15 protein-coding genes and 1 pseudogene are annotated in these 15,390 nt (G+C 62.5%); 7 read left to right on the plus strand and 9 right to left on the minus strand.

All coding sequences use genetic code 11. From position 1 onward, the window contains the following. Positions 1 to 27: 27 nt before the first annotated feature. Positions 28 to 1,071, plus strand: a complete 1,044-nt coding sequence (locus HMPREF2826_RS08345; RefSeq protein WP_168163998.1) for a hypothetical protein — start codon at positions 28 to 30, stop codon at positions 1,069 to 1,071. Here HMPREF2826_RS08345 and HMPREF2826_RS08350 read toward each other — a convergent pair. The 5 genes from HMPREF2826_RS08350 to rffA all read right to left on the minus strand — a co-directional run bounded on the left by HMPREF2826_RS08350 (position 990) and on the right by rffA (position 6,873). Further along, positions 990 to 2,174: an ATP-grasp domain-containing protein gene (locus tag HMPREF2826_RS08350; RefSeq protein ID WP_070640892.1), complete on the minus strand. Its 1,185-nt coding sequence runs from the start codon at positions 2,172 to 2,174 to the stop codon at positions 990 to 992. The genes HMPREF2826_RS08345 and HMPREF2826_RS08350 overlap by 82 nt on opposite strands. Before the next feature lie 68 nt (positions 2,175 to 2,242). Beyond that, complete coding sequence (locus HMPREF2826_RS08355; RefSeq protein ID WP_070640894.1) at positions 2,243 to 3,433, minus strand: sugar-transfer associated ATP-grasp domain-containing protein; 1,191 nt, start codon at positions 3,431 to 3,433, stop codon at positions 2,243 to 2,245. A 90-nt stretch (positions 3,434 to 3,523) separates the two neighbouring features. Then, positions 3,524 to 4,486: a glycosyltransferase family 2 protein gene (locus tag HMPREF2826_RS08360; RefSeq protein WP_246824723.1), complete on the minus strand. Its 963-nt coding sequence runs from the start codon at positions 4,484 to 4,486 to the stop codon at positions 3,524 to 3,526. A gap of 16 nt (positions 4,487 to 4,502) precedes the next feature. Continuing rightward, a complete protein-coding gene (locus HMPREF2826_RS08365; protein ID WP_070640896.1) occupies positions 4,503 to 5,732 on the minus strand; it encodes an ATP-grasp domain-containing protein in 1,230 nt (409 codons plus the stop codon). Continuing rightward, positions 5,725 to 6,873 carry a dTDP-4-amino-4,6-dideoxygalactose transaminase gene (gene rffA, locus HMPREF2826_RS08370; protein WP_070640897.1) on the minus strand — a complete coding sequence of 383 codons (1,149 nt, stop codon included), beginning with the start codon at positions 6,871 to 6,873 and terminating at the stop codon, positions 5,725 to 5,727. Before rffA ends, HMPREF2826_RS08365 begins: the two co-directional genes overlap by 8 nt. A gap of 98 nt (positions 6,874 to 6,971) precedes the next feature. Here rffA and HMPREF2826_RS08375 point away from each other — a divergent pair, with 98 nt between their 5' ends. The 6 genes and pseudogenes from HMPREF2826_RS08375 (at position 6,972) to HMPREF2826_RS08390 (ending at position 12,325) form a co-directional block, all read left to right on the plus strand. Beyond that, positions 6,972 to 9,548, plus strand: a complete 2,577-nt coding sequence (locus HMPREF2826_RS08375) for a YfhO family protein (protein WP_070640899.1) — start codon at positions 6,972 to 6,974, stop codon at positions 9,546 to 9,548. 484 nt (positions 9,549 to 10,032) lie between these two features. Next, positions 10,033 to 10,086 (plus strand): annotated as a pseudogene (locus HMPREF2826_RS09805) (hypothetical protein); the annotation flags it as partial. A 49-nt stretch (positions 10,087 to 10,135) separates the two neighbouring features. After that, a complete protein-coding gene (locus tag HMPREF2826_RS09700; RefSeq protein ID WP_168163999.1) occupies positions 10,136 to 10,285 on the plus strand; it encodes a hypothetical protein in 150 nt (49 codons plus the stop codon). Further along, positions 10,286 to 10,780, plus strand: a complete 495-nt coding sequence (locus tag HMPREF2826_RS09705) for a hypothetical protein (protein WP_070640901.1) — start codon at positions 10,286 to 10,288, stop codon at positions 10,778 to 10,780. A gap of 326 nt (positions 10,781 to 11,106) precedes the next feature. Further along, complete coding sequence (locus HMPREF2826_RS08385) at positions 11,107 to 11,511, plus strand: hypothetical protein (protein WP_070640903.1); 405 nt, start codon at positions 11,107 to 11,109, stop codon at positions 11,509 to 11,511. 1 nt (position 11,512) lies between these two features. Further along, positions 11,513 to 12,325: an N-acetylmuramoyl-L-alanine amidase gene (locus HMPREF2826_RS08390; RefSeq protein ID WP_070640905.1), complete on the plus strand. Its 813-nt coding sequence runs from the start codon at positions 11,513 to 11,515 to the stop codon at positions 12,323 to 12,325. Between the two features lie 73 nt (positions 12,326 to 12,398). On the opposite strand, the gene rd is transcribed toward HMPREF2826_RS08390, so the two are convergent. Genes rd through HMPREF2826_RS08410 form a run of 4 tightly spaced genes read right to left on the minus strand, consistent with a single transcriptional unit; the run spans position 12,399 to position 15,389 of the window. Continuing rightward, positions 12,399 to 13,790 (minus strand): rubredoxin, encoded by a 1,392-nt coding sequence (rd, locus tag HMPREF2826_RS08395; protein WP_148138367.1) that lies wholly within the window; start codon positions 13,788 to 13,790, stop codon positions 12,399 to 12,401. A gap of 14 nt (positions 13,791 to 13,804) precedes the next feature. Further along, complete coding sequence (locus HMPREF2826_RS08400) at positions 13,805 to 14,458, minus strand: cupin domain-containing protein (RefSeq protein ID WP_070640907.1); 654 nt, start codon at positions 14,456 to 14,458, stop codon at positions 13,805 to 13,807. An 8-nt stretch (positions 14,459 to 14,466) separates the two neighbouring features. After that, complete coding sequence (locus tag HMPREF2826_RS08405) at positions 14,467 to 14,688, minus strand: DUF1858 domain-containing protein (protein WP_070640909.1); 222 nt, start codon at positions 14,686 to 14,688, stop codon at positions 14,467 to 14,469. Positions 14,689 to 14,690: 2 nt separating this feature from the next. After that, entirely contained in the window at positions 14,691 to 15,389 is a 699-nt protein-coding gene (locus HMPREF2826_RS08410; protein ID WP_070640911.1) for a sulfurtransferase TusA family protein, read from the minus strand. Position 15,390: the final 1 nt, after the last annotated feature.

Genomic DNA, 15,390 nt, shown 5'->3' on the forward strand with positions numbered 1-15,390 from the left:
GGGCGGATGCGAGGTGGGAACGTGGACATGACGCAGCGTGAGATCGGCGGCTACTTTGAGCTCGAGCGCTTCTCGGGGCACGAGTATCACGAGGGCGCCCTGGCGCTCAACTGCGCGAGGTCCTGCCTCGCCTACCTCGTGGAGGCGCGCGCCATCACGTCCATGTGGGTCCCCCGCTACCTCTGCGGCTCCGTCGAGGCGACCCTGCTTTCCCTGGGCGTCAGGGTGCGACCGTACGACGTCGCGGCGGACCTGCGCCCCGACTACGAAACCGTCGACATGTCAGAGAACGACTACCTCTATCTGGTGGACTACTACGGGCAGCTCCTTGACCAGGACATACGGGAGGCGGCGGGGCGCTGCGACGGGAGGATCGTCGTCGATGAGGTCATGGCCTTCTTCCGCAGGCCCCTCCCCCATCTTGACACGCTCTACTCCTGCCGAAAGTTCTTTGGCGTCGCCGACGGGGCCTATCTGTACACGGACGCGCACGTTGGGCGCGAGCTGCCCAGCTGTCAGTCACACGACAAGATGGGCTTCGTGCTGGCCCGCTGCGAGCTGCCCGCCAACGACTACTATCCCGAGTCCGCGGCCAACAACAAGCGCTTTGTGAGCGAGCCGGTGAGCTGGATGAGCCCCATCACCCACAACATCCTGCGTGCCGTGGACTACGCGGACGTAGCGACGAGGCGGCAGGAGAACTTCGATCATCTGGCGAAGCGACTCGACGGCATGAACGAGCTTGCCGTGCGCTCGACCTATGGCGCCTTCATGTATCCCCTCCTCATCGAGGGGGGCGCCGCGCTACGCAGGCGCCTGCAAAAGCAGAGGCTCTACGTCTCGACGCTCTGGGGCAACGCGACGGAGCTGCCGGGCGTCGCCGGGCGATACGCCAAAGACATCCTGCCTTTGCCCGTGGACCAGCGTTACACGACAGATGACATGGACTATGAGTGCGAGCTGATCGCGAGGGCGCTCGCGAGCGACCGTCAAGCCCCCGCGGCCTCGCGCCACCACGCATGTCGCTCGACGTCGTCGAGAAACGCGGGACGTCCCTCGCGCGAGAAGTAGATGAAGTAGTTCGTGTCGTACACGTGATTGTGCTCGAGCGACCTGAGGCCCCCGGGGACCTCGTGCCTCTCATAGCACCAGGGCTCGTCCTGGCACCGGTCAAAGACGTCCCGGAGCTCCTTGGTCTGCTCGGTCACGAAGCAGATGCCCGCGGCGTTCGCCTCGAAGGAGCTCGCGTCCGGCAGCTCGAAGTCATCGAGCGCTATCTGGATCATACCGGTGACGTAGGGATAGCCGGTGCTCAGCTCCGTCAGGGGGTGCGAGATATGGTCCCCGCCGGGGCGGGCGTTGAACTCGATGAGGTACAGGTCGTCGCCGCACAGCTTGACCTCCGTGTGGCAGCAGCCGTTTGAGACGCCCACCGCCGAGAGGGCGCGCGCCAGGACGTCCTCAATGCGCGATCGCTGGGCGGCCGAGAGGCGCGCCGGCTGATGATGTCCCAGCTCCACGCAGTGGGGAGCGCCCGAGCTCCATTTTCCCGTCACCTGGATGATGCGGTGCTCGCCATGGTAGGAGAGGCTCTCGACCGAATACTCCTGTCCCTCGGGCACGAACTCCTCGACGATGATGTCGGATGACGCCTTCTTCTCCTGGCGCGCGTAGGCCAGGGCGTCGGCGAGGGAGGCGTCGTCCGTGACCACCGTGACCCCGCGCTTACCCCCCTCCGAGGTGGGCTTGACGATGGCGGGATAGGATAGGCCCCAGTTCCCCATGTCCGCCGGCTCGTCCGCCTTGACGAGACGATAGCGCGGCTGACAGAGGCCCTCGACGTCACGCACGGCCTCGCGGTTGCGATGCTTGTCGGTGAGGACGCGCGCGACCTCGACATCGTGGCCGTTGAGACCCAGCGCATGGGCCACGGCCGCCGCGGGGTGGATCGTCAGCTCGGTGGTGGCGACGACGCCGTCGATGCCCAGGTCGCGACAGATGCGGGCGATCCGGTGATGCTCGGTGACGGAGACGTCGTGAAAGACGTCAACCGCGTCTCGGGCCTGGGCCCCCCGCGCCCACGCGAAGCAGTGCGTCTCGATGCCCAGCTCACGCGCCCTCTGAGCGAAGACGCACGCCATGGGCCCCGCTCCGATGATGGCCAGCCTCCGCATCCGTCCTCCTTGGTCGCGTCTTCATCATGCGTCCGGCCCACCGCGAGCCGCCCGCGAGGGTCCGGGGTCTAGCGGACGAGCGCGTTGCGCCGCCTGATCTGGTCCTCGTCCATCGCCTCGATGGCCTCGACCTTGTCCCTGAAGTAGCCCCGGAGGAAGTCGTCCTTGTAGAAGGGCTGGAAGTACTGGAGGTACTTGCTGCCCGAGTGCGAGTTGATCTCGATGACCTTGGGGCCCTTGTCGCTGATGCACACGTCGTAACCAAGGTACTCGAGCGGGTTGAGGCGCTCGGACATCTCAAGGACCATGTCGCAGACCTCCTGCCAGCCATCCAGCACGCCCTCGGCTAGCACGCCGGTGTCAGGCGAGCGGGGCGCGTCCACGACCCGGTTGGCGTAGAGGATCGTCCCTCTGCCAAAGTGCCCCGTCTTCCAGTCAAACCACACGTTGTAGTTGCCGCAGTCGCCGTTGGCGGGATAGCGGTAGTTGGACTTGCTGTCGTCGGTGCCGGCGTCCATCGCGATGCGGAAGTACGAGGCGCCGATGACGGGCTCGACGCCCGAGGGGTTGAACACCATGATGCGCAGGTTGTTGATGACGGGGCTGATCTTGGCCATCTGGGTGCTGGGATGAAGGAACTCCGTAAAGACGAAGTTGGGGTTGGCGTGCAGGAAGCTTATGACGCCGTCCGCGCTGGAGGGGCGATTGTCGATGAAGTAGTCGCCGTCATGCCAGGCGAGCTTGTGGAAGCCCACCGTGCGCGAGCCGTTGCAGGGCTTGCAGGCAAACTCGCCGACAGCCCTCAGGGTATCAAGAAACGCCTCGTCGCCGGGCCTCGCGCCGCTCCCGTACAGCGGGAGGGGGCCCTGAGGGGTCGAGTAGTAATAATAGTCGGGGAGATAGGCGTCAAGGCTGCTTCCCTGCATCATGTACTTGAGGGTGAGCTTGTCGTTGATCCAGATGCGCTGCCAGGCGTTGAGCGGCCACACGCGGTGGTAGTCATAGTCCGACATGTAGTCGTCCTTGTTGGCCTCGTCAAGGTCGTAGACGTAGGCCTCCTTGGCAAAGAAGCCATAGGAGTGGGCCCAGGCGCAGTAGTCCGGGTCGAACATGCCGTCCTCAAACGTGCCCTTCTCGGACGTCTTGGGCGGCTCGATCTCCTCCTTGAGGATGCTCAGGTACTCCTCGGCTCGCGGACGCGCGAAGCCGTCCCTGAGAAGCGCGCCGAGCTCGTTCGTCACGTGTCCGTTGATTGCCATGTCCTCTTCCTTCTGTCATCTACCGTCTGTCATGGGCCGACGCCCGCTGCCGCCGAGGCACGCCCAAGCGGCGCCTCGGCATGACCCTCCTCAGAGATTGACCTTGTCGCGAACGATGAACTGCGGGGTCGAGTTGATGGACAAGACGATGTTGCCCAGGTACTCTCCTATGACCCCCAGCGTGAGCAGCACCAGGCCGAAGAAAAAGAGCAGGACGCAGATCGTGGAGGCCCATCCCGCCATCATGCCGGGATTCAGGACCTTGCGCACGACGGTGACGACGCCCGCGAAGAACCCGACGCCGGCGGTGATGACGCCGACGGCCGACACGATCCGCAGGGGCACCACCGTGTAGTTGAAGTAGGCGAGCCAGAGCCTGACCAGCTTCGCGAGCGTGTAGCCCGATGACCCGTACGCGCGCTGATGGTGCTCGATCGTGACGTTGGCCACGCGCCTCGTCATTCGCGTGAAGAGGGCGTCAACGTTGGGGTTGTAGTTGGCGTAGCGGATGACCTGGTCCTTGACCTGGGAGCTGATGACCCAGAAGTTGCTCGCGCGGATACCCTCGGGACGCCCCAGCAGCTTGTTGGAGGTGACCTTGTTGAGCCAGCTCGTAAAGCGCTTGAGGCTGCCGTTCAACGACTCGCGGTAGCAGCCGTAGACGAGGTCGAACCCCTCCTCCATCCTCTTGATCAGGGCAGGTATCTGCGAGGGGTGGGTCTGAAGGTCGTCGTCCATGCCCAGGACGTAGTCCCCCTGGGCAAAGTGCATGGCGCACATGAGGCCGTTATGCTGGCCAAAGTTGCGCATGAGGCTCGCCCCGCGGACGTTGGGGTGCTCGTCGGCGAGCTGCCGGATGACCTCGAACGTCCGGTCGGACGAGCAGTCGTCCACGAGGACGAACTCGCAGTCGTAGCCGTCCATCCGCGCGAACTCGGCCATCGACAGCTCGACGACCTCACGGATGGTCCTCTCGGAGTTATAGCACGAGATGACCACCGACACGAGCCGCGACGGGCCCCGTCCCTCACGCGCATCCGTCGTAGAAATCACTTGCACGCCCCCGTGTTTAGTCGATGTGAACCAAGACGAGCTCCCCTATTCTATCAAGCAGGCCCTCCATCTCGGCCGTTGACGAGAAGCGCAGGAAGAGGACGCCAAGCGCCTTGCTCGCGTCGCCGAGGGCGCCCACGTGCGACCCCTCGGCGACGTAGTCCACGCGCCGATAGAGGTGCGCCAGCAGCTCGCTCGACAGCTCCACGCCCCGGTAGATGCCCGGACGCTGCGCATGGAGCATGTAGGTGGCATAGGCGCCCGGGGCGCTGACCCCGTCAAACGAGAGCTCCATGGTCTCGCCCATCGCAAAGCGGACGTTTGCCTCGACGAGGTCCACCCCCGCAATGTCGGAGAGCTGGTTGGGGAGCATGTTGCCCCCCGCGCGGGCGGCGAGCTCCAGAAAGTGGGGAACGTCATGGCGGTCAAAGATGATCTCGACGTTCATCTCGCCGAAGCGAACGCCCAGGCTCGTGACGAGCGCCTGAATCTGGGCCTTGGCGGCGTCGAGCTGGGCGGGGGCAAGCCCCGAGGGCCATCGCTCGCCCACCGGCACGAGCCCGCCGATGCCCCGGTCGCGCAGGCAGCTCATGAGCCCCCAGAACCTGACCGTGCCGTCGACGACGAAGACGTCCCCCCCGACGACGCGAGGAAAGCCCGCCTCGATGTACTCCTCAAGGAGAAGCAGGCCGTTGCGCGAGAACCCCGCGGCGTCGGCCAGGGCGTCGGCGACCAGGCTGGGGCTCAGGGACCGCAGGACGTGGACGCCCTTGGAGCCGGACGAGTCCGTGGGCTTGAGCACCACGGGAAGCCTCATCCCCTCGGCCGCTCGCAGAAGCTCGTCGACGGAGACACTTGCGGCCAGGCGAGCGTGGCGGGGGCAGGGAAACCCATGGTCGGCAAGATACGCCCTGAAGAGATGCTTCTCGCTCAGCACCTCGACCGCGGCCAGGGGGTTCGTGGGAAGATCGAGACTCTCCCCCACATAGGCCGCCGTGGCGGCCGCGACGTCCGTCCCGAACGCCAGCACGCCCGAGACGCCCTCGTCTTGGGCGACGCGCAGCATGGCCTGCCGGTCGGTCGTGCTCAGCTGGTAGAACACGTCGGCGCTGAACTGTCCCGGGTTATCGGGGAGATAGTCGCACAGCACCGTGCGATAGCCAAGCCTCTTGGCCGTCTCGATGGCGGGAACCTGGTGGCGCGACCCCCCAAGCAGGAGGATTGAGGGTCCGTCGGGCTTAGCCATAGAAGCCCCCCACGGCGTCCACGACGCGCCGGGCGTCCTCTCGCCTGAGCCCATAGTACAGGGGCAGGCGCACGAGGCGGTCGGACTCGGTCGTGGTGCAGTTGTCCTCGCCCGCAAAGCGCCCAAAGCGCAGGCCCGCCGGCGAGCTGTGCAGCGGGACGTAGTGGAAGACGGCCTGGATGTTTTTGGCCTTGAGGTGGGCTATGAGGGAGCTGCGCTCGTCGAGGTCGGCGCACTTGAGATAGAACATGTGCGCGTTGTGCACGCAGCCGTCAGGCACGGTCGGCAGCTCGATCTTGCCCGCGTCCCTGAGGGGCGTCAGCTGGTCATAGTAGAACCGCCAGCTCGCCAGCCGGTCGTCGTTGATGGCGTCGGCCTGCTCGAGCTGGGCCCACAGATAGGCGGCGTTGAGGTCGCTCGGCAGGTAGGAGCTGCCGCGATCCACCCAGGTGTACTTGTCCACCTGGCCGCGGAAGAAGCGCTGGCGGTTGGTGCCCTTCTCGCGGATGATCTCGGCGCGGTCGATGTGCTCGGGGTTGTTGATGAGAATCGCCCCGCCCTCGCCCATGGAGTAGTTCTTGGTCTCGTGGAACGAGTAGCACCCAAAGTCCCCGATGGTGCCCAGGGCCCTGCCCTTGTAGCTGCTCATGACGCCCTGGGCGGCGTCCTCGACGACCATGAGGTGGTGACGGCGGGCGATGCGCAGGATCTCATCCATCTCGCAGGCCACCCCGGCATAGTGCACGGGCACGATGACGCGCGTGCGCTCGGTAACGGCGGCCTCTATGACGCTCTCGTCGATGTTCATGGTGTCGGGGCGAACGTCCACGAAGACGAGGCGCGCGCCCACGGCCTGGAAGGCCGTGGCCGTGGACGAGAAGGTATAGCTCGGCAGGATCACCTCGTCGCCGGGCGCGAGGTCGCAGAGAACGGCCGCCATCTCGAGGGCCGAGGTTCCGCTCGTGGTGAGCAGCACCTTCTCGGCACGAAAGCGCTCCTCCATCCACGCGTGGCACTTGCGCGAGAACGGCCCGTCTCCGCAGATCTTGTGGTTTGCCTCCACCGCCTCGCGGATGTAGCCGAGCTCCGTCCCCACGAACGGGGGGATGTTGAAGTTGATGGTAGGAGCCTCTTCGGCCATGCCGCCTCCAGACGGTCGGGTGCCGCATAACCCTTACACTATAGCGCAGAGAGTCATGCCGGCCGCGCATGCAGGTCCGCCGTCGCAAAAGGAGGCACATGGAAGCGTCGCTCTTGTCCTATCTGATTGGCATCCTCATGACGGGCGGACTCGCCGCGGCCGTCCTTTTTCGCTGTGCTGACCGACTCATGACGGCGTCGGGGCGCGTCACGCGCGCGGAGGCGGCCGTCCTGGGGGTCGTGGTCCTTGCCGGCGTCTGGGTCGTCTACGGGAGGTTTCTCGTGGGGGCACGGCTGTTTGCCTACTATGACGTGGGCTCCGACACCTCCGAGCAGTACGTGCCCTACTACCTGAGCCTGCTGAGGTCGATCAGGGACGGCTCTCTGGGCCTGTGGAACGCCGACTACGGCCTGGGCACCAGCTTCATGTCCTACCAGAGCTGGACTCTTGACCCGTTCAACCTGGTCCTGCTCCCGCTGTGCCTGGCGTTTGGCGACGGCCTGCTCGGCGGTGCCCTCGCGATCGTCCAGGCCCTCAAGGTGGTCTGCTGCGCCTTCCTCTTTGACCGGCTGCTGTGCGGCTACTGCCGCCTCCCTCTGTCGCGGGTCCTGGGGGCGTCACTCTTTGCCTTCTGCGGCTACCTGGTCCTGTGGGGGCAGCATTACTGGCTCGGCACCGTGCTCGTGATGGCGACCCTGCTCACTCTCCTGCTTGAGCTCCTCATGCGGCGCTGGAGCGTCCCCCGCTTTTTGGGGGTCACCTGCGCCGTCGCGGCGACGGTCATGATGAGCACGTACTCGGGATTCATGGTGATGCTCTATGCCAGCGCCTACGCCGCGCTGAGGCTGCCCTGCGTCATGGACGCCGCGTCCCCGGCCACGTACGCGAGATGCTTCGGCAGGCTGGCCGCACCCGTCATCTGCGGCCTGCTCATGTCCATGCTGACGGTCGTCCCCTATGCCACGCTGCTTCTGGGTGAGTCGGCGCGCGTGAGCGGGACGAGCACCCTGGCCTCACGGGCCATGGGCTACCTTGGCGCCTTCGTCCCCGTGCGCTGGGTGCTGCCCGTCCTGAGCCGCCTTCTGGGGTCCACGCTCATCAGCGCCGGGTCGGACATCCCTCCCTCAGTCATACCCCCCACCGCAGGGTTCGGCTACGTCAACGTGTACGAGTTCGTCCAAATGGGCTTCTCCGGCTTTTCCGTCATGCTCCTGGGGCAGTTCTTCCATTGGGAGCTCACGGGGGCGGAGAGGCGCGAGAGGGCGCTCGCCGGCATCGCCGCGCTCATCTGCGCCTTGTACTGCCTTAACTTCTTTCTCCCGGCGCTCTCGAACCTCTTCGTCGAGCCCAAGTATCGTAGCTCCTTCGCGCTTGCCATCCCCCTGTGCCTGGCCATGGCGGTCGGATGGGAGCGGCGCGTCGCGCTGGGCGGTCCGTCTCGCCCGACGCTGCTTGCGACGGGCGGACTCACCCTCGTCGTCATCGGGTGGTCCCTGGCGCATACGGTTGACGGCCACGTCACCTGCCTCGTCTATCTTGTGAGCATCGCCGGCGGCATCGCCCTCCTGCTTTGCCTGGGTCGAACGGGGGCCAGACGGAACGTGGCGCTCGTCCTGCTCTGCGCCCTCGCGTTGTTCGGCAGCGTGACCGACGCCTTCATGGCCACCAATCACAGGGCGACGGGCCTGCCCGACCGCTTTCCGGCGGCGGTGAGCCCCGGACGCGACGAGGACACGCGTGCGGCCCTCGCCTGGGTCAGGGCGCAGGGAGACGGCTTCGTGCGGGTTGAGAAGCGCTACCGCGACTGGACGCGCCTCAACGACGCGCTCGTGCAGGGGTATGCCGGCGTGTCCTCGTATAACTCCACCCTCGACAGCGACGTCATTGACTTCTACCGACAGCTGTGGCCTCGCGTCCTCGTGGGCGAGAGCGCCTACCAGGAGTTCCTCGCCGACCCCGACCAGCCGGCGCTTTTGAGGCTGCTGGGCGTGCGCTACCTTCTCTCCCACGACGACCTGGCAGGGCCCGCATACGACCAGAGGGCCCAATTTGGCTCGGTGCGCGTCTATGAGGTGCTGGGAGCGGCGTGTCCCCTGTCGGTGCGGCGGGGAGTCGTGCGGGAGTCTGACGCGGCCCTCATGGACGCCGAGGGGCGCAGGGAGCTTCTTGCGGCGAGCGTCATCGTCCCTGACGAGGTGGCCGACTCATTGGAGCGACAGGCCCGCCCGACGGGGCAGCAGGAGCTGGGCGGCCACACGGTTGGCGGCCCCGACGGCCCCATCGCCTATGACCCCGCTCCCGCACGGCTGTGCCTTGCCGGCGCGGACCGGCTGAGCGGCACGGCCGACGCTGACGTCGACGGGTCCGTGGCCTGCCTGAGCGTGCCGCATACCCTGGGATGGAGGGTGAGCGTGGACGGCCGTGAGGTGCCGACCTTCCGCGTGAACTACGGCTTCGTGGGGTTTACCCTGACGGCGGGACATCATCAGGTCGAGGCGCGCTACGAGGCGCCCAACGCCTCTCTGGGCGTGGTCCTGGCAGGCATGGGCGTCTGCCTCGCGGCCGCCTGCTGCGTGGTTGGGCTCATAACCGGAGGTCGCAGGTTCAAATCCTGTCCCAGCGACCAAATGCAGGTAGGAGACGGTAAACGTCTCCGGCCTTTTTCATCCGGATAGCAACCATGTATTTTATTCTGTCGCTTATCGCAATCCTGTCTCGATGGTTCGAGAATCCTCAGAAGCGTTTATCAGCCCAAAGCACTCGTACTGCCTGTCGTCCGTCAAGGGACCAACACCCGCCCATCTATGACCAGCCACGGGCCACAAGCGTGGTGTGCTAACGGACAACGGCTGCCCGAACGCCGCCCAACCACGGTCCATCCGTGTACCGTCTATGTCCCACATAGCGAAAATCCAGCAAGCTATGGCCCGTCTGTGTGTCGCAACTGGTCCATACATCGCCCACCACGGGACCATAAACGGTACACGATCAGCCGCGTCCGCGTCCAACCGCCTACATCTCAATCTGGTCTTGGCCGTCGGGCGTGTCCCCGACGATTTCTACGTCGGGATTCCACTCGCCGACCTTCTTCGCCCATTACTTGCGGTCGTCCGCTCCCGCAACATCGACCTCACGGTCATCCTGTAGAGCCTCTCGCAGATTCAAGAGGTCTACAGTCAGGAGACCGCAAACACCGTACGCGACAACTGCGCCACGACGGTCTTCCTCGCAGGCGGGCAGGACTACGCGACCGCCCGCCAGCTTGCGGAGGAAGCGCACCATCACGGTCCAGTCGGAGACGGTCCACGCGGGGAGCGTCCCGGATGTCTCCTACCAGTACTCGCAGAAGGACCAGGAGGTCTTCGAGGCATCCGAGCTCGCGCATATGGACGCGGGGCATGCCGTCGTCTGAATGGGGTCCGAATACCCCGTCGAGGACGCGAAGAGCGGGGTCTTCGAGCACAGGAACTACGACCCCGCCTACATATTCGACCCCGACGACCTGACCGCGCGGCACCACGAGTTCGACTTCCCGGACTGGAGGGCGAACGGGTCCCCACTAGAGAGGGACGCGGAGCCGTGGAGGCGCTCGCTCGAAACGAGGCAGGACGCCGCCCACGTGCGGATGCCAGTCGTCGACGCAGAGGACGACGTCTGCGTAGCGGAGGAGGCCCTCGCCAAGGCGAAGACCCGCGCCACCGCACGCAGGGCGGAACGGGAGCTCGAGGAGAGGAGGGCGACCCTCCGCCGCAGCCTCGCCGAGCGCGAGAGGGCGCTCGCAGGGATGGGGGCGATCCTCTCCGTGGAGGGCTACGACGCGGAGGGCACGCTGCCCTCGATCCTCAACACCATCTCGCAGGGCGTCTTCTTCATAGGCACCGCGATCATGGGATGGGGTTTCGTGTAAATCAGCGTCGCAGTCTTCAGCGACACCAAGGGCGGGAGCGTCCAGATCGTCTCCGCCTTCCAGGCCATCGTTGCCGGCGCGATCATCACGGTCGCCTTCGCCATCTTCGGCGGGCTACCTCCCAGGGGAAGGAGGGACTATGCCGTTTCCAAGGCTTACGCTGCCTACCGCAGGAAGAGGAGCTTCGAGCGATGGCCCTCGGTTTGACCTGGGCAGGAGATGCCTGGTATGCCATGAGCAGATCGGACCCGGGAACCGCTACTGCACCGCCTGCGGGAACGAGCTCTCCGTCGACGTGAGCGACGTCTACGAGGAGGGCCGTCGAGGTGTACGGCCTCGGCGACGCGGACCCCCTCCCCGGGGCCGGGCAGGAGACCGAGGAGGCGACCGCGGGAAATCCCGAGGGCATCGCGGCCCGCATCAGGGCAGCGCTCTCGCCGGGCGCGGCGGACGACGATGACGAGGTCTCGGACAAAGAGGGCATGGAGCGGTTCCGCGCCCGCGACAAGACCCTCGCCTCCGCCATGGACGAGAATAGGAGGGCCCGCAGGCGCGCCAAGGGGGTCTACGAGGCAATTAGCTTCGACCTCATGTACGGCGACGGGATCTGCGAGGTCGAGGAGGGCCTCATCTCCCAGACGCTCTCGCTCGAGGACGTGAGCTACCAAACCGACCGCGCCATCGCGTCGATCGAGCAGCTCCATGACAGGGCTGAAAAGGAAGGTGAATAAAATGGCTTACACAAACAGTTCTTTAGTGGCCTACAAGAGGCTCTCCCCGAACCACTCGGGTCAGAGGACACACGCGATCGACCGCGTCTCGCCCCACTGCGTGGTGGGTCAATGCACAGCCGAGGGGCTCGGCGACTGGTTCGCGAAAAGCTCGACGCAGGCATCGTCGAACTACGGCATCGACAAGAACGGGCGCGTCGGCCTCTACGTGGAGGAGAAGAACCGCTCGTGGTGCACCTCCTCCAACGCCAACGACCAGCGTGCCGTCACCATCGAATGCGCATCCGACACGGCAGAGCCCTACTGGATGAACGACAAGGTCTACGCCACGCTCATCAAGCTCTGTGCGGACATCTGCAGGCGAAACGGCAAGAAGAAGCTCCTGTGGTTCTCAGACAAGAACAAGACGCTGAACTACACGCCGAAAGCAGACGAGATGGTCATCACCGTCCACAGGTGGTTCGCCAACAAGTCGTGCCCCGGCAACTGGCTCTACGCACGCCTCGACGACCTCGCCTCTCAGGTGACCAAGCAGCTCGGCGGCACCACGGCAAATACGACGACGGCAGCGCCTGCGAAGCCGCAGGCCTCTGCCGCCTCGAATGCGAAGGTGCCCTTCCTCGTGAAGGTCTCCATCACCGACCTCAACATCAGGAAAGGCGCTGGCACCAACTATGCCCGCACCGGCAGGTTCACCGGCGTCGGCGTCTTCACCATCGTGGAGGTCAAGTCCGGGCAGGGGTCTGCCGCCGGATGGGGACGGCTGAAATCCGGCGCTGGCTGGATCAGCCTCGACTACACAAAGCGCATATAGACATGAAAAGGCCTGCGGTTTCAGCAATGATTCCCGCAGGCCTTTTTCGATTATTACTGGTTTAGCCTACCTCTTACTTTACTTCCTCGAACATATCCTTGCTCACTCCGCATATGGGGCAGCACCAATCATCCGGCAGGTCTTCAAAAGCCGTTCCCGGGGCAATGCCGCTGTCCGGATCGCCCTTTTCCGGGTCATAGATATACCCGCAAGGGCCACACTGATACTTTGCGGCCTTGCCATCTGGAACATTCTCCGTTTCACCCTCAGCTTCCTTGCTGCCAATGAGGGCGGTTACCAAAGCAGGGATGCTCGAAAAATCCTCATCCTCCGGATTCCACTGGGAACGGACATTCTCTTCGATCACGTCAAATCCTGCGCCCTTTAACTGCTCCTGTAGGAGCTTCACGGACTCGCCGCTCCAACCGTAGCACCCGAAGGCAGCGGCCTTTTTATTCTTAAACTTCAGCTGCTTTAGGAACTCCATCCATCCGGCTACGCTGGACAAAATGCTGTTGCTTACTGTCGGAGAGCCGACTGCAATCGCCTTGGACTTGAATATCTCTGTCATGATCTCGTTCTTATCGGCTTTTGCGATATTGAAAACCTTCACTACCGTATCAGGACTCTGACGATGGATTTCCTCCGCTATCTTGTGGGCTATCTTCGTTGTCCCCTCCCACATGGTGTCATAAGCGATCGTCACCTGATCTTCCTGATACGCATTTGCCCATGCAGCGTACTTTTCTACAATCTGCAACGGGTTTTCTCTCCAGATAGCGCCGTGGGACGGGGCGATCATGTCGAAGGTCAAATTGAATCCGTCGATCTCCGCAAGCTTCTTTGCCAAAATCGGTGCAAATGGGTTCAGGATGTTGGCGAAATATTTCATCGCTTCTTTATTCAGCAGGCACTGATCCGCCTTGTCATTGAACAGCTCTTCCACCGCGTAATGCTGGCCGAATGCGTCGTTGGAGAACAGGATGTTGTCTCCGGTCAAGTATGTCGCCATAGAGTCCGGCCAATGGAGCATGCGCATCTCTACGAATACCAACTTCTTGCCGTTTCCGATCTCCACAGAATCGCCGGTCTTTACAACATGAAAGTTCCAGCCCCGTTTCCCATACTGACCCTCGATGCTCTTGACAGCATTTACCGTGCAATAGATCGGCGTGTCGGGAATCTCTTCCATCAGAGCTGTGAGCGAACCCGAATGGTCGCACTCTCCGTGGTTCGCCACAATAAAGTCGATTCTGCTTAAATCGATTTCCTTCTTGAGGTTTTCTACAAAATCGAACCTGTGAGGCGTCCAGACGGTATCAATCAAAACCGTTTTTTCTTCTTCAATCAGATAGGCATTCTGACTCGACCCGTTCATGATCGAATAGTCATCCCCGTGGAAGCTTTCCAACTCCCAGTCAATATGGCCTATCCAGCTGACATTTCCTTTTACATGTTTTCTCACTGTGTGTACCTCCATCATTCCAGCGTAAGCAAAAGACCCATTTTGAACTTTCCGTTCGCCTTCACCGAGTGGAGTCCACCTTGTGCGAAATGGAATTGCTCCCCGGCATTAATAGGATGGTCTTTTCCCTCATAACCGATTACGGCCTTGCCATCGAGCGCGAACACGATCGCCTCACCGGGTGCCGCATGTTCTGAAAGCCCCGTACCTTCGTCAAACGCCATGACGACAAATTTCATCTTGTCGTTTTGGACGATGTCCATATTGACGATCTTTCCGTCCTGATAGGGGATGATCTCGGCCAGATTGAAAACCTCTCCTGCTTTTATTATTTCGTTCACTATGTCCTCCTTTTGAATGGCTATCTCCGTGTAAACCGCACCTGTGTCCGTTCTGATCCCTACGGGTGTATCCGCATCGGTGAAAATGCTGTCAGCGGATTTCGCTCTGACGGCATCCCCTGCTGCCCCATACACCTCCACAACCCCCGAATGGATCAAAAGCAGCTTGTGATAAGGATAGATTTCTGCGCTTATATCGGTGTTCTTAGCCATCGAAAAATGCACGATCGCATTCTTGCCGCTATGCACTTCCTTTGAGACCGTGCATCTGGGTACTGGTGCGTTTTCTTTTGCGATAGAGAAAACCTCTCTGGCTGCTTCTTTCATGGCAGCACCTAGTTGTGCGAGCCGATGAGGTCGGTAAGCCCTTTAATGATCTCATCTGCATCCATGCCGGACTTACCGCTCATGTCTGCGATGGTGGCCTTCTTCGCCATGATCTTGCCGATGGGTGAATTTAGCATCTTGAACTTCTCATTCACCTTTACAATCTCATCTTTCAGCCACGGGTATTCCGCGAGCAAATCCGCCAGTTTCGTCTCTTTCGTGATATTCATCGTTAACAACCTCCTGTTTCTTTCATTTCACCGGGCTTCTTATCTGAGAACTTCTCCTTCAGCGTCTGGTTGATCTCATCTCTGGCCTTGCCCTGCTTCTCCATCTGTTTGATGGTCTTGTAGGCTTGAAAGAGCGGGGACGGGGCAATCTCCGAGCTGAAATATCCGATGCCCATGTTCCACGCGAACTGCTCGAATACGTCGTCGAGGGCGCGGGAGTCGAGTCCGTTTTTATACGCCTTGAGAAGCTCTCGCATCGCCTGGCGTTTTCTTCCCGCTCCCACAGCGTTGGCAAGGGAGAGCAGAAGACGCGTGTTATAGTCGAGGAAGCGACCTTCGTCATTCCACGTTAGATCCCAGAACTCCACCGCCACCTGACCAAGCTTTTCGTCGATCAGCGGGTAGTTCGTAATCACAGCAGGTCTTTCCGGAATGTCTTCCACGCTACCCTTGGCTTCCACCCGATAGAAATATGCGTGGTATTCGTTGCCTGAAACTTTCTCCGTGTGATGTTCGTACCCAAGAATCGCCATTGCCTCGTAGAGCGGAATCGGCTCGAAGGTCTGGATGACCTCCATACCGCTTCCAGCGGGTAGGCTCGCCGCTTGCTTCTTCAAGCCGTCGAGGAAGTTTCCTGCAACGCCTCGTACATCGACTTTCTTGAACTCCTGCGTTATTTCTTCCCAGTCTGTGTAACTCATG

The sequence above is a fragment of the Olsenella sp. HMSC062G07 genome, from assembly GCF_001811895.1.
Lineage (GTDB): Bacteria > Actinomycetota > Coriobacteriia > Coriobacteriales > Atopobiaceae > Olsenella_F > Olsenella_F massiliensis.

What these genes read in the sequence shown, in the direction of transcription:
- HMPREF2826_RS08400 (WP_070640907.1), bottom strand. Translation starts at nt 14,458, where the DNA reads ATGAAAGAAGCAGCCAGAGAGGTTTTCTCTATCGCAAAAGAAAACGCA.
- HMPREF2826_RS08375 (WP_070640899.1), top strand. Translation starts at nt 6,972, where the DNA reads ATGGAAGCGTCGCTCTTGTCCTATCTGATTGGCATCCTCATGACGGGC.
- HMPREF2826_RS08350 (WP_070640892.1), bottom strand. Translation starts at nt 2,174, where the DNA reads ATGCGGAGGCTGGCCATCATCGGAGCGGGGCCCATGGCGTGCGTCTTC.
- HMPREF2826_RS08405 (WP_070640909.1), bottom strand. Translation starts at nt 14,688, where the DNA reads ATGAATATCACGAAAGAGACGAAACTGGCGGATTTGCTCGCGGAATAC.
- HMPREF2826_RS08345 (WP_168163998.1), top strand. Translation starts at nt 28, where the DNA reads ATGACGCAGCGTGAGATCGGCGGCTACTTTGAGCTCGAGCGCTTCTCG.
- HMPREF2826_RS08355 (WP_070640894.1), bottom strand. Translation starts at nt 3,433, where the DNA reads ATGGCAATCAACGGACACGTGACGAACGAGCTCGGCGCGCTTCTCAGG.
- rffA (WP_070640897.1), bottom strand. Translation starts at nt 6,873, where the DNA reads ATGGCCGAAGAGGCTCCTACCATCAACTTCAACATCCCCCCGTTCGTG.
- HMPREF2826_RS09705 (WP_070640901.1), top strand. Translation starts at nt 10,286, where the DNA reads ATGGGGTCCGAATACCCCGTCGAGGACGCGAAGAGCGGGGTCTTCGAG.
- HMPREF2826_RS08390 (WP_070640905.1), top strand. Translation starts at nt 11,513, where the DNA reads ATGGCTTACACAAACAGTTCTTTAGTGGCCTACAAGAGGCTCTCCCCG.
- HMPREF2826_RS08410 (WP_070640911.1), bottom strand. Translation starts at nt 15,389, where the DNA reads ATGAGTTACACAGACTGGGAAGAAATAACGCAGGAGTTCAAGAAAGTC.
- HMPREF2826_RS08365 (WP_070640896.1), bottom strand. Translation starts at nt 5,732, where the DNA reads ATGGCTAAGCCCGACGGACCCTCAATCCTCCTGCTTGGGGGGTCGCGC.